The 15,281-nt window shown below is 40.5% G+C and carries 6 protein-coding genes; 3 read left to right on the top strand and 3 right to left on the bottom strand.

The features are described from left to right. Nucleotides 1–223 precede the first annotated feature (223 nt). From BBC0122_RS10615 to BBC0122_RS10625, 3 genes are all read left to right on the top strand, one after another. Nucleotides 224–3,121: an autotransporter outer membrane beta-barrel domain-containing protein gene (locus BBC0122_RS10615; protein WP_077993684.1), complete on the top strand. Its 2,898-nt coding sequence runs from the start codon at nucleotides 224–226 to the stop codon at nucleotides 3,119–3,121. Between the two features lie 419 nt (nucleotides 3,122–3,540). After that, the gene (locus tag BBC0122_RS13410) at nucleotides 3,541–3,813 is read left to right on the top strand and encodes a hypothetical protein (protein WP_149866695.1); all 273 of its coding nucleotides are present in this window, start codon (nucleotides 3,541–3,543) and stop codon (nucleotides 3,811–3,813) included. Nucleotides 3,814–5,884: 2,071 nt separating this feature from the next. Further along, nucleotides 5,885–8,785 (top strand): autotransporter outer membrane beta-barrel domain-containing protein, encoded by a 2,901-nt coding sequence (locus BBC0122_RS10625; protein ID WP_077993689.1) that lies wholly within the window; start codon nucleotides 5,885–5,887, stop codon nucleotides 8,783–8,785. 225 nt (nucleotides 8,786–9,010) lie between these two features. Here the strand turns inward: BBC0122_RS10625 and BBC0122_RS13060 are convergent, their stop codons facing one another. The 3 genes from BBC0122_RS13060 to BBC0122_RS10635 form a co-directional block, all read right to left on the bottom strand. Continuing rightward, complete coding sequence (locus BBC0122_RS13060) at nucleotides 9,011–9,187, bottom strand: hypothetical protein (protein WP_188318045.1); 177 nt, start codon at nucleotides 9,185–9,187, stop codon at nucleotides 9,011–9,013. 743 nt (nucleotides 9,188–9,930) lie between these two features. Beyond that, complete coding sequence (locus tag BBC0122_RS10630) at nucleotides 9,931–11,100, bottom strand: TRM11 family methyltransferase (protein WP_077993691.1); 1,170 nt, start codon at nucleotides 11,098–11,100, stop codon at nucleotides 9,931–9,933. 432 nt (nucleotides 11,101–11,532) lie between these two features. Further along, nucleotides 11,533–13,377, bottom strand: coding sequence for a Z1 domain-containing protein (locus tag BBC0122_RS10635; protein ID WP_077993693.1), 1,845 nt, complete (start codon nucleotides 13,375–13,377; stop codon nucleotides 11,533–11,535). Nucleotides 13,378–15,281: the final 1,904 nt, after the last annotated feature.

Raw genomic sequence — 15,281 nt, forward strand, 5'->3', positions numbered from 1 at the left:
CAGACGTGATCGTTAAAAAAACAACTTATCCGCAAGAAAAACTTTGTAATTGACCTTTTTAGAACGTTTTTCACAAAAAACGCTTTAATGCGGTTTTACATTTTATAATCGCACCCACTCTTGAATGAAATTGATTTTTATGTTTTACAGGGGGTGATTCATTCAATTTGAGAAAAAGTCGTCTGCAATAGACTTGCGAATGCGGTTTAGGAGAAAATGAAATATGATAAATAAATATGTGACGGTGAAAGTTTCAACTTTCACGTTGATGCTATGTTTATCCTTATCAACTTCGTCAAGTGCCTATGCAGAGGATATTGTTTACAATGGTACTTCGGAAGATGCTGCCAAACTTCATCTCGATCCTAATGGAGCTAATGTATCTATTTATCCTACAGCTTCGTCATCGCATAACACTATTACCGTATCAAATGATAATAATTTATCGTTTGATGAAACTGATGAAACTCACTATGTTTCGCCTTATAACGTTATAGGTGGCTTAAATAGTCTTGGCGAAGCCAGCAATAATAAAGTTATTTTGAATGGCGCTAAAATTCAAAACCATGTTTACGGTGGGCGTATAGAAGGCGATACAGGAAATACCAATAATAATTATGTCTATGTAAAGGACACTACCTTATCAGGTAATTTTTACGGCGGCTTAGCCGAGTACGGAACCGCAAATAGCAATAGCGTTTTTATAGAGTCCGGTAAGTTTTCTTCGACGACAAGAATTTATGGCGGTTTTTCCTCGGGATTGGGTGATACCAATAACAACACCGTTACCATTCATAGTGCAAATATTGAAAAAAGTATGATTTATGGGGGATTTGCTACAGCGGATGGCGATGCGTGGGGAAACCATGTTAATATAGCAAGTAAAGGGCCTATAAATACTAAAGTAGGCCAAGTTATCGGTGGGTACCTGTACCAATCGGGCGGTTCTTCGGAAACAGCAAGATCAGCCAAAAGCAATAGTGTTACCATTGAAGAAAACACCGAAGTTACCGGTGAGGTATACGGTGGTCAAATTGAGTACGGCGTTGGCACTGCTGGTGGTACAAATGAAGATGATGGTAATAGGGTCACTATCACGGGCGCAACAGTCGGCGGTAGCATTTATGGCGGTGTGGCCAACGGTGCGGCGTTGAATAATGTAGTGACAATAACACAAAGCACTGTCAAAGATAGCATTTTTGGCGGATCAAGCAAATCCGTTGGAGCGGCATCTTTTAACAAAGTTTTTTTGACGGGTGGCAGGACTGTTGATGTTTTTGCGGGGTTTTCAACACTTGGCGAGGCGTCAAACAACAGTGCGGTTATTACCGATGCGACGGTTAATGGTATAATATATGGCGGAATGGCGTCAACCAATGCAATCAATAACACCGTCGCGTTGAGGGGTGGTATTGCCGAAAAAAGCGTAACAGGCGGGTTTTCTTCACTTGGTGATGCAACAGAAAACAAGGTGATAGTATCGGCCAAAAGCAGTGCACAAAGTGTCATAGGCGGTCAAAGCCAAAATGGTGGGGCGATAGCAAATAATGTTGCTATCGAGGATGCGACAATTACCGGAGATGTTTTCGGTGGCATATCTTCTGGTAGTTCGGCAACGAACAACATTGTGACGTTGATGGGAGAAAGCGTCAAAATTTCCGGTTCGGTGTATGGCGGCTATGACGCGGCTGCTTCATCGAATGATGTTTTTACCGGCAATACGCTAAACCTGAATGAATTTCGCGGAAGCATGGCAGGCATCTATAATTTTGAAAAATACAATTGGGTTTTGCCAAAAAATGTTGTGAACAATGATGCACTTGTCCATATTACAGGTACAAATCCTGTTGATCTGGCAAAAACCAGCCATACAGTTTCATTGCTAAATGATGGTAACCGGTTGCATGTTAACGACAAAATAACATTGATCGACAAGTCCAAAAACGGGCCCGATGTTCCCAGCTTGGAAGTTCACCAAGGCAACTTCATTATTTATGACATGAAATTGCAACAGGAAAAAGATGGCTATGTTCTGACGGCTGTCAATATGACAGATATGACAGATACGGGCAGTAATGGCGGAGACAATCCCGGTAATGAACTGGCTGGACGGATCAATCCGCGATCCAAAGCTTTTTCCGAAGGGCGTGTGGCTTCCCTCGGGTTTTTGAACCAGGCTGCAGACCTTATTGCCAATTCGGGCATACGCTCGGCAAAAGCTGCGGTTCTTGAAGGTGCTGACAAGGCTTGGAATATGAATTTGATGCCATTTTTGGTCATTGACGGCAGTTCCAACCGTTACAAGACGGGTAGCCATGCCGATGTAGACGGCTTTAATATGGCTGTTGGTCTGGCTAGCGGGTTTGAAATTGCCAATAAACACGCTGTGACACTTGGGGCATTTTTTGAGTATGGTCGTGGGACTTACGACACCTATAACAGTTTTGCAACCTATGCCTCTGTTCATGGTGATGGCGATACCCATTATACAGGCGGCGGTATTTTGGGGCGAATTGATTTTGCCGGTACCGGCCTTGGTCTGGTTGACAAGCTCGAAGCCGGACAGGCAGATGGCCTTTATGCCGAAGCGTCATTCCGGGCTGGCCATATAGATACCGATTTTGATACCAATGATATTTTAGGAATTACCGGCGGCAGCAGCAAATATGATAGCGGTGCCGACTACTATGGTCTGCATGGCGGTGTCGGTTATGTCATGAATTTTGACGAACGCAATTCGGTTGATGTTTATGCCCGTTATCTATGGACAAAGATTGACAGCGAAACCGTTAACATTGGTGTCGACAAGCTCAGGTTCGACGATGCCGACAGTTCGCGCATTCGCATTGGCGCGCGCTACACGATGGCTTATAACCAGCAGTTCAAACCTTTTGTTGGTGCCGCCTACGATCATGAATTTGATGGTAAAATTGGCGCATATGCTTATCAATTAAAACTGGATAAACCTTCACTTGAGGGAGACACCGGCATATTCGAGGCAGGTGTTTCGATGACCCCGATAAGCACTATAAAAGCGTTAAGTGTTGACATTAGCGGACAGGGTTATATCGGCAAACGCCAAGGTGGCGGCGGCGGCCTCAAGATTAAATACCAGTTCTGATTATCAGCAGGCCGATATAGCTTTTACATTCGTCATTGCCTTGTTCAAAACGCGGCAAACGTCGGTTTTGATATGTGGTTTTGTCTCATATTGTGGAATCTATTGCCGATCAAAGCGGCTTTTCACAGTTCGGCACTGTTTTTGTCAGACTGCACATCTTCCGACAAGTTTTAAAACGATCGACTTTGTCGGCCGGTCGTAATAGAAGCCGGTATCGGCCGGCCTTTATAAAAATGATGAGATAGCCTAAGCAGAAAAATAATAAATGGGTCTTGCCTAGTTTAGTGACAAAATTCGTCCTAAGGTTATGAGCAGATATTAAGAATAAGTATTGTATCTGTAGTCACATTTCAGAGCAGAGAATTTGCGATTTTGTCCGCTGTTTTGCGATCGATTTAACAGCCCTACAAACAGCAGACTTGACAGGGCTTAATCGTAATGCCGTCGACCGTTTTCATCATAGTCTGCATCAAAGAATATATGCTGCCAGTGAAGCTGAGCGACCAATGTTCGGGGTTGTCGCAATTGATGAAAGTCTGTTCGGAGCAGGCCGTGTAAAAGGTAAACGTAATCGCGGTGCTTATGGTAAAATAACTATTTTTGGCTTTTTGAACGCGATCGACAGTTTTATACAGAAGTTGTTCCTGATTGCCCGAAAGCCACGTTACAGGGCATTATATGCAGAAGAATAGTATAGTATCCTTCATAAACTCCGATGGATGGCGCGGATATAACGGGCTGGTCGATCTCGGATATATTCATTTCTATTCACACCTGTTTTCCTTGGCTCTGTCACTCTTGTTGCTATCGCATTCGTTGTGAACAACATAGGCGCGGTCAAAGACTGGCCAAAATATTTGTGGTAGTTGCGCCTTATATCTCGTTGCAAACTTCAAATAAATTAAGCAACCAGCGCAAGAACCCGATTGCAGGAAAGATTGCAGATATAACGCACTTCCTATTGCGAAAAAACATCAAACTTATTGTAGTCAATATTCGGAAGAGTTGTGGTTATTACCATGCGTTTGAACGAGTGCCGAATACCACCGCGTTCAGACCAGACATTTGATAACTGAAGGTGCAAATACGTTGGCAAAGATGGAAAATCGGCTTTTTTCAGACCAACAAAGTTCTTTCTGGCAACTTAAGGACGGATATTCAAAGGCCTCATTATTTATTCCTAACGCGGCTTCATTTATTCGTAACGCGGCTTCCTGCCGCGGCTTGCAGTTACAAGACGTTATCCCGACAAGCAAAGTAACAATGACTGAAGCTGCCATTAGTTCATACACTTAGCAAAGTGAAAGGAATGATACGTCAACTGTTGATAGAGCCAGTGATCGTATCATCAATCCAAGGCAGGAAGAGGCTACAATGCTTGAAGATTTGGAGTTTAGCGCCTGTCAGTCAGGACCGCATAGAAATCTGCGAATTTAGACATTTTGCAACAACTCTCGACTTGCGTCCGCATTATCCTTCATAGTTTCATGAGCAACAAGATCATCTGTTGGATGATAATACCCTACCCATTGGTCGGGTCCGCGCCTCGTTAATTCCGGTTTTGTTGTTGCTATAGCGCGCTTGCCCTTCGGCAGGGGGCAAAAAGCATAGAACAGGTGAAAAAATTCTTTTTTTCCGCCTATTGGAACGCAATGAAAAATTTACGCCTTATGAACTTCCGAATGTCTGTGTTGAAACGGTTCTATTTATTATATGCCAATCAATCAAATTTATGCTGTCAATCGAAACTTTTGTCTGTTGCGGCCGCTTTGCTGCTGACGTTTTTTCCGATGTCACCAAGTTTTATCATAAGCGCATCTTTTGTTAATAGCGTCACATTCTCTTTCCTGAATTGCGACAGAATATCGAACGGGCAGCAAGCCTGAAGTGTGCTGAACAATGGTCACTTTAACACGATCGCCGGCCGCGATATGACGAGAATATGTGTTGTTTAAATAAAAAAGAGGTTGTTGCTGGTAATACCGGTTGAATGCACAATGTTTTATTGAATAATGCACAATGTTTTATTGAATATTGTCAACGGGTTGTTCGTTTTAACGTTTATCGGAAATCTGCCACTTGCGTTATTTTGTATCTGACTGTTTTTAAATATCACCGGAAGGGAGAAAATAAAATTGATCCTCAATGTAGAACCGCTACTTTTTGCCATCGGAATTTTGCCAGGCTTGATATTTTGCCAGGCTTGATATGCGCTATGAGCAGGGGCAAGCACTTTGACAGGTGTATCGTTTCAAATTAAATTCTACGCATCTTTTATTTGGGCGTACGGACTTTTTAAACGCGTTCGTGCGCTTATACGGCGCCTTGGCACGCTTCGACCGTGTGCAGAAAAACTGTAATTTTTTGCAAAAGAGCAAAAGCGCAAATCAAAAAACATGGTTTTAGAACGGCTACACTGTAGCGCAATACAGCATAATAGAGCGAAAAGAATAATGGCTTAAGAGCTCATCAAAAATAGCTATAATCTGCCTTGAATTTCTTACCGCCATACCAGTCAAATGGATTAAAAATCAGAATAACAGACGTGATCGTTAAAAAAACAACTTATCCGCAAGAAAAACTTTGTAATTGACCTTTTTTAAATAGTTTTTCACGAAAAATGCTTTAATGTAGTTTTACAATTTATAATTGCGTGCACTATTGAATGAATTTAGTTTTACGTTTTACACGAGTTGATTCATTCAATTTGAGAAAAAGTCGCCTGCAATAGACTTGCGAATGCGGTTTAGGAGAAAATGAAATATGATAAATAACTATGTGACAGTGAAAGTTTCGACTTTCACGTTGATGCTATGTTTATCCTTATCAACTTCGTCAAGTGCCTATGCAGAGGATATTGTTTACAATGGTACTTCGGAAGACGCTACCACTAAACTTCGTCGGGATCCAGCTTCATTGCGTTACTCTCTTTATCCTGCAAAATCGTCATCAAATAACACTATTACTGTATCAAATGATAGTAATTTATCGTTTGATGAAAATGATGAAACTCCCTATGTTTCGCCTTATAACGTTATAGGTGGCTTAATTCGTAATGGTGATGGTGACGCCAGCAATAATAAAGTTATTTTGAATGGCGGTAAAATTGAAAACCATGTTTATGGTGGGCGTGTAGACGGTACAGGAAATGCCGATAATAATTATATCCATGTAAAGGACATTACCTTATCAGGTAATTTTTACGGCGGCATAACAATGAGCGGAACCGCAAATGGCAATCGTATTGTTTTAGAGTCCGGCAAGTTTGTTGCGCGGATACAAATTTATAGCGGATTTTCCATGGGATCGGGTGATGCCAATAACAACAGCATTATCATTCATAGTGCAGATATTGAAAATAGTGTGATTAATGCGGCATTTGCAGGGGATGGCAATGCGTGGGGCAATCATGTTAATATAGCAAGTAAAGGGTCTATAAAAACCAAAGTAGGCCAAGTTGTTAGCGGATACGTGTACCGATCGGGCGATTCTTTGGCAACAGCAACATCAGCCAAGGGCAATAGTGTTACCATTGAAGAAAACACCGAAGTTACCGGTGAGGTATACGGTGCTCACATTCAGTACGGCGTTGGCACTGCTGGTGGCACAAATGAAGATGATGGTAATAGGGTCACTATCACGGGCGCAACAGTCGGCGGTAGCATTTATGGCGGTGTGGCCAACGGTGCGGCGTTGAATAATGTAGTGACAATAACACAAAGCACTGTCAAAGATAGCATTTTTGGCGGATCAAGCGAATCCGTTGGAGCGGCATCTTTTAACAAAGTTTTTTTGACGGGTGGCAGGACTGTTGATGTTTTTGCGGGGTTTTCAACACTTGGCGAGGCGTCAAACAACAGTGCGGTTATTACCGATGCGACGGTTAATGGTGTAATATATGGCGGAATGGCGTCAACCAATGCAATCAATAACACCGTCGCGTTGAGGGGTGGTATTGCCGAAAAAAGCGTAACAGGCGGGTTTTCTTCACTTGGTGATGCAACAGAAAACAAGGTGATAGTATCGGCCAAAAGCAGTGCACAAAGTGTCATAGGCGGTCAAAGCCAAAATGGTGGGGCGATAGCAAATAATGTTGCTATCGAGGATGCGACAATTACCGGAGATGTTTTCGGTGGCATATCTTCTGGTAGTTCGGCAACGAAAAACATTGTGACGTTGATGGGAGAAAGCGTCAAAATTTCCGGTTCGGTGTATGGCGGCTATGACGCGGCTGCTTCATCGAATGATGTTTTTACCGGCAATACGCTAAACCTGAATGAATTTCGCGGAAGCATGGCAGGCATCTATAATTTTGAAAAATACAATTGGGTTTTGCCGAAAGATGTTGTGAACAATGATGCACTTGTCCATATTACAGGTACAAATCCTGTTGATCTGGCAAAAACCAGCCATACAGTTTCATTGCTAAATGACGGTAACCGGTTGCATGTTAACGACAAAATAACATTGATCGACAAGTCCAAAAACGGGCCCGATGTTCCCAGCTTGGAAGTTCACCAAGGCAATTTCATTATTTATGACATGAAATTGCAACAGGAAAATGATGGCTATGTTCTGACGGCTGTCAATATGACAGATATGACAGATACGGGCAGTAATGGCGGAGACAATCCCGGTAATGAACTGGCCGGACGGATCAATCCGCGCTCCAAAGCTTTTTCCGAAGGGCGTGTGGCTTCCCTCGGGTTTTTGAACCAGGCTGCAGACCTTATTGCCAATTCGGGCATACGCTCGGCAAAAGCTGCGGTTCTTGAAGGTGCTGACAAGGCTTGGAATATGAATTTGATGCCATTTTTTGTCATTGACGGCAGTTCCAACCGTTACAAGACGGGTAGCCATGCCGATGTAGACGGCTTTAATATGGCTGTTGGTCTGGCTAGCGGGTTTGAAATTGCCAATAAACACGCTGTGACACTTGGGGCATTTTTTGAGTATGGCCGTGGGACTTACGACACCTATAACAGTTTTGCAACCTATGCCTCTGTTCATGGTGATGGCGATACCCATTATACTGGCGGCGGTATTTTGGGGCGAATTGATTTTGCCGGTACCGGCCTTGGTCTGGTTGACAAGCTCGAAGCCGGACAGGCAGATGGCCTTTATGCCGAAGCGTCATTCCGGGCTGGCCATATAGATACCGATTTTGATACCAATGATATTTTGGGAATTACCGGCGGCAGCAGCAAATATGATAGCGGTGCCGACTACTATGGTCTGCATGGCGGTGTCGGTTATGTCATGAATTTTGACGAACGCAATTCGGTTGATGTTTATGCCCGTTATCTATGGACAAAGATTGACAGCGAAACCGTTACCATCGGTGTCGACAAGCTCAGGTTCGACGATGCCGACAGTTCGCGCATTCGCATTGGCGCACGCTACACGATGGCTTATAACCAGCAGTTCAAACCTTTTGTTGGTGTCGCCTACGATCATGAATTTGATGGTAAAATTGGCGCATATGCTTATCAATTAAAACTGGATAAACCTTCACTTGAGGGAGACACCGGCATATTCGAGGCAGGTGTTTCGATGACCCCGATAAGCACTATAAAAGCGTTAAGTGTTGACATTAGCGGACAGGGTTATATCGGCAAACGCCAAGGTGGCGGCGGCGGCCTCAAGATTAAATACCAGTTCTGATTATGAGCAGGCCGATATAGCTTTTACATTTGTCATTGCCTTGTTCAAAACGCGGCAAATATCAGTTTTGATATGTGGTTTTGTCTCATATTGTGGAGTGTATTGCCGATCAAAGCGGCTTTTCACGGTTCGGCACTGTTTTTGTCAGATTGCTCATCTTCCGACAAGTTTTAAAACGATCTACTTTGTCGGCCGATCGTAATAGAAGCTGGTATCGGCCGGCCTTTATAAAGTGGCAAAACGTCCATCTTTCTGAAACCGTAATGCGTCGGTTTCCTCGCTGATAACAACATCAATATCCGGAACGTCTATTTTTAATTCATTGCGTAGTTCTTCCAATATATGACGGCGTTCCATTGCAGTTGCCGCTATATCGGCTTCCAAAGGAACAAATTTTTTCAATTTCTCCAATTCGGCGCGCAGTAGCGCTTGTCGATGACCAATGCGTTAACAGCCGCCTTAACCAATTGTGGACGATCGTCACTTCTGGTAAAAAGTGACAACGCTTTAACCTCAGAATAATCAGATAAAATCATTAGAGTGGCCGAGTATTACTACCCACCCTACTTCAAAATGAGAAACAATCCATTCACGCTGTTATCCTTGCGTTACATTTTCCAAGCACCATCTCAAAATTTTTATTCCAATCTTAAATTTTATTGGTCAATTTAGGCTCAACTCATGTAATTCACATTTTTTCAGGTATGTCTGAAGCCACGGGATGTGTTTCAACCTATTTCAGTGCACTCTTTTTCTATCTCAATCGTTCACTCTACATGGCAACTTCAACTTGTTAGGTAGACTTATGATATGCGTTTTATTAACATTTTTATCAATGCTTAAAAATATATATTTATATTTTTATTATTCTCATTAAAATTGAAGGCGCCATTTCGGTTTTACTATTCTTTTTTACTAACTGTTTCAATTTAAGAAAGAGTGGTAATATAATTTTTTATTTTTTTCGCCCCCCCCACACCCTTTCCTTTATTTAATCCTATTTTCTTTTTAATTTAAAATTATTACGCTCAATAAAATAGGAATAACAAAATTGAAAATATAAAAAGCAATAAAATTTGAAAAATGATATTCTATTTAAAATATTTCAAAATTGAAGCTTATAACATGAGTACAAAAGACAAAATTCATTTTTTGAAATCTATAACGTGCTCAGTACGCATTCGCTTTGCAAGGTTATTACCAACAACCATCATAGGCATATAGCGACGACTATCCGGAATTTCACGAGTCGTTTCATGGACAACTTCAAAGCCGGCAGAAATCCCAGCGAGCTTTAACAGCTTATTGTTTTGGATGTATATCCCGCGAATTGTGGAATTTCCAATCACATATGTAGCCTTACTATTATTTTTCAAGACCCTATATGCCTCTTTTGTTTGTCGTATCAAATCCGAAAAATAACGAGCAAGCATATATTTACTTTTACATTCAAGGAGATCCAATCCAAGATTATGAAGTATATCCGAAAATTTACTGCTAATAGTATCGTTCAAAGCTCCCTCGGCACCAATTTCACTTATGCGAATTTTGCGAAGATCATCCAATGAATAACCTAGCCATACCAGCGACAAACGGTGCCCTCTCATATAATCAATAGCATTTAGGTAGGGAGGAGATGTAACAATACAATCCACAGAATTGCTTTTAACAACAGTTAGTTTTCTCGCGTCCCCCACGTAAGTTCTCGCATTCAGTTTAATTGAAGATGCATCAAGTGCCCTTAAAAGGTGATTAAGAGAGAATCTCATCGCACCAAAGACATTAAAATCATTTTTATGAATTGTCCTGTGAGGTCGACTATGAGCAGTATCTCTAGCAAGCGATGCTTTAGGCTCTTTTGTTATAATTAGTCTGGACAAAGTGACTTTCAGAAGACTTAAGACAATCTCAGAAACGTTGATTGGTTGTGCATGCAAATAAAACGATAATTGACGAAGCTGCTCTTTCTGTTTAGGTGCAAACCAAAAATCAATGAAATTTTTAGTTTTAATATCTTCATCTATCCAAGGTAAATACACTTGATCCTTTTCCGATTGACACCGATCTAATAACATTTCTAAACCTGCTCGAACTTCATTTTCATCAACGGAAGTTGATCCAACTCGTGAAATGAGCTCAGCAAGGGGATCTATGTCGATCCCTATGGCAGCAATACCATTACGCGCTGCTTGCGATAGTACCATACCGGAACCCGCCATCGGATCTAATACAACCTGGCCTGCCCTCAGATTTTTTAGTTTCTCAAGCGCAATTTCCGGCGCCATACGTGCGGGAAATGGGTGTATATATTTCATTCACAAATTTACCTTTAATTGTTTTTGAAAAACATCCGGGATGCTATTTTGCCAATCATTGCTATTTTGGGTGTGACTTCATCAAGGCTTTTATAACCATCTAATTCCAAGATACAACGGTGTTATCTGCGATTTCTATCATTCCTTTGTACATACCTTAAGGAAATAGACGCTTACGCAAAATTATTATGTTGTTCGCTTACGACGGTTTAACAACACAGTTAGGCATCTAAGCCATTCTATACCCCGACAATTTAATTCCAACAAATAATATGCGAAAACGCTATGTTTCGTAGAAAATACATTATTTTGCTCTGGCATTTCTTCTAAACGAAAATAAATATTATTTATTATCATTATATACAATAGTAATATTATCAATTATATATGATAATATTGTCCAATATATTTTCATGTCATCCAATCAAAAAATCATTTTTTATTTCTAATAAATTTAATTGCATCTCCATTAATCTTATAAAATAGCCGAGCATCTCCGTATTTATTGAAAAATATTTTTAAATGATGCTTTGCATTCGGACGTTCACTTCGAGAAAATTCATTATTTGAAAAAATTCCTTTTTTACGCCGAATATTTTTGATTTCATCATAACTATACTTATTATTACTTTTACCAAATTGACTGGTTTTATGGAACGAAATATCAGTCTTAGGGTCTTCGGATAAATCACGCTTTATATATTCGTATAGGTATTGAGGAAATTCTTCTTCAGAAAATGTTTTACGTAGTATATCTAACATTTGACTGTTCGTACGACCTCCTCTATCCATGGCCTTATCATAATTGTCGTTATACTTAAACAAATGAAATGACATCTCTCCGTCTTCAAAATCTACAGTGGACTTATCGATGGAGTTAGAAGATGTCGGGATTGTCTTATGATCTGAAAGCCAAACAGGCGCTCCTGACGCACTACGCATAGCCGAAATCGCGAGATTGTGAAATTCAAAACACTTGCTCCAGTTCTTCATAAGTTCGGTTGGACACCACAACTGGAAATAATTCTTATATTCTTTTCTGTTACCAAACATGCGAGCCCGCTGAATATAGGTATCCTGAGAAAATTTTCCTTTCACACTTCTTGTGAAATACATTGACAATAAATTATCAAAAGTCACACCTCTTGAAATAATATTTCCTCCAGCTGCAAATGAGAAAAGACATTTTGGTTTAGCTATATCTGATACTTTTGCACTCAATTTACTTGAATTTATCTCTACTATTGTATTTTTATAAATATTTCTCAAAACAAATTTTACAATTTCGTCTGGTCCTTTGTCACTGTATTCGTTCGCTATTTCTTTAAGTTTTTTATTAACTATCTTTTCAAATGATAGTTTTTCTGGCGAAGAAAGTGTATCAATAGTGTTTCGTATAACACCAATATCATTGTTATGTTCATCCTTCTTGCCGCTTGTATGAACTAACATCGTAAAATTTTTCTCAAAACCGCGCATATGTTGTTCAGCCACACCGCACAAAAAGTGTAAGATTGCATTTTCTAATTCATTTCTTTCAGATCCCTCATCGACATCAAACGTATGCAAACGATAATCTATTACCCCGTTGGAGGGAAAGAAAAATTTCTGCCCGACATAATCTGGATGCGGACGAAATTCTACCCATAGTTCACTATCATTTTCGAATGTATTGTTTAGGTTTAATCTAGCTGGTGTCGCTGTAACACCTATATATTGCCCGGTCGTCCCAAGAAGGTCATGTATCAGTTGGTTGATTCTTGTTTTTTGGTTCTTGTTTACCTTCGCATTAGGAGATGCAAAATCAGCTTCATCATCGATAACTACGATTTGTTTTCGAAATTGAAGAAGCGTTTTAAGTTTTTCCAAGTCTTTCGCATTTTTTTTAGAAAAGATAACCCATTTTTTGTGGTTAAAATCATCTGGTTTTTGCGGGAGCTCAGTATACTGCTTTGGTGACGGACTAAGACCAGATTCACGAAATCTCGACAGACTTTGTTCCAACAGATCTACGCTATCAGTAACAAGATTAATGATAACATCTGTGCCTTCGTCAAGCAATTTCGCGTTCAAGGCTATCATCATCTCTGTTTTTCCGCTTTGAGGTTCCCCAAATATCACAAAAGACCTACCGCGGTTCTTAATCAAATTTTCAATTGTTTTTTCTACAGTTTCTTCAATCGCCTTAGTATCAATTCCTCGCCCCCTCAATACCTTCAGCCTGTTTGAATATTGTTGGTTGCCTACGTTACCAACCATCTTCTTCCAATCTGTCATCAAGTCCGTCCATATTTAATTTGACTGCAAATATTTTCAACAAAGTAAACATCCAAAGGAACATTTTTTCAATTGAAAAATACTTATAAACACAGAGAAGGAGGAACAAACGCTTAAATAAAACAACGGATTGGTTTTTTGATATGACGTAGCTGCTTCAATTAACCTAATGATACTTGGCCTCATTAATTATTCGTCCTTTAGAGTGTCGTAAATCCCTAAATCGCGTTCTTTTTTTCAACATCTGATTTTAAAATAATTAGATGTACTGCTTTGCCGCTTGACCAAAAGGCATTACATTCGGACATAAAGCAATTAAAGTTGAATATATTTAATCAAGCCTTTAGAATTTTTATTGATATATTTCAGTTAAATACCCTCCCATAAATGCATTCACTTAATATCAAACTATCCACCTCTCACATAACTACAGCTCAACAAATGGGCTTTACGAAGACGTAGAGGTTCTTCCAAAAGTGATAGGTAATATCTTGTTTTTCGGACGCCAATTTTTTAAAAAGTATTTGACACAAAACAAGGGCCATTTAACAAATTTTTTTCTAGTATCAAAGTTGATAAAAACTTCACTTTCCTTATGTTCCTTTTTCAAAAAACAACAATAGCGGCCTTCAAACAAAGATCTTGCAAACTTGGCAAAATATGGAAAATATTGCGCTACATCGAGAAAAAACAGTACCCAAATAACACAGAAATAAAAGACTCAATATTGCATCAGACGTTCGCGATTATAAAAAAGCCAAAACTTTCTCAACGATCCGAAGATTAGTAAATATGGTTTCTCTCATTCTAACCACGTAGATGAGTTTTGAGGTTTGCGAAGCGGCTATTGCATCAGATGGCGAACCTTCCCATTTCCGAGATTTTACGGAACGCATTAAACGAAGCCGGTAGGCAGTGAGACGTAACCTATTCTATTTGGGTGACGCCTATAACCGTGTTTGCCAATTCTGCGGGACAGATCAAATTTTGCCGCTGGCAAAGAGACAAATAGCGCACAAGGGTGTCTCTTGAAGATTAGATGAACAATTTTAAGTCTGTTAGCGATCACACACCCAAGATTTCCACTTATTAAGCAGCAAGAAAAAACCTGATAGATGCCCAGCCAATGGTCAACAGGGTTATTTAAAGCCATTTTTTAAGCAGGTAACCCCTTCACGGAGATCTCACCAAGAGAGGCATTTCATCAGGATATTTTCAAAGTGCGTTTCGTTAGCAAGTAACGAAGTTAGCTTTTTACGGCGGTTAGCTTTTTCTTTAACGTGATGATATTATCTATCATATCATTTATTCACGATAACATAGCATTGTGCCAGTCGCGATTTCCGCTTGAGATTACACATACGCCAAACGACAAGCGTTTGAAGGCAGGCAGAGCCGCGGGCGGGTAAAGGGAAGCGCAGCGCTTATATAAGGAGGATATTGATAGGTGAGAATCCGGCGAAAGCAGGAGAAGAAAGAAGTCGTGGGGTGATTGGTTGCGGGGGTAGGTTTGAACCTGTGGCCTTCAGATTACGAGCCTGACGAGCTACCGGGCGCCCCACCCCGCGCCAAGGAAGAGTGTTTTACGAAAAGCGCGCGGGGGGCGAAAAGGCCACCCTATCCGGAACTGTAAATGTTAGAGTTACGTTATAGATGGATGTAACGGGATAAGAACGAGCCGAGAGGCTGATTTCGTTATAGCAATTCAAGCAAACCAATCAAGAATGATCTGCCCGTCAAATGCCAATTGAAGAGGAAGCTCAAGGCTAAATATCGTAAAGATCGCTCTCGATCGATTGTCTCTATTTTGGCATGATTCAACTGCGTGATTAAAAAAGTTCCAAGCGGTACATTCTCATGGTCGGTGTTGAATCTTTCAGTGAAACTGATTTTGATTAAATCCC

This window comes from Ditibartonella choladocola, from assembly GCF_002007565.1.
Taxonomy (GTDB): domain Bacteria; phylum Pseudomonadota; class Alphaproteobacteria; order Rhizobiales; family Rhizobiaceae; genus Bartonella; species Bartonella choladocola.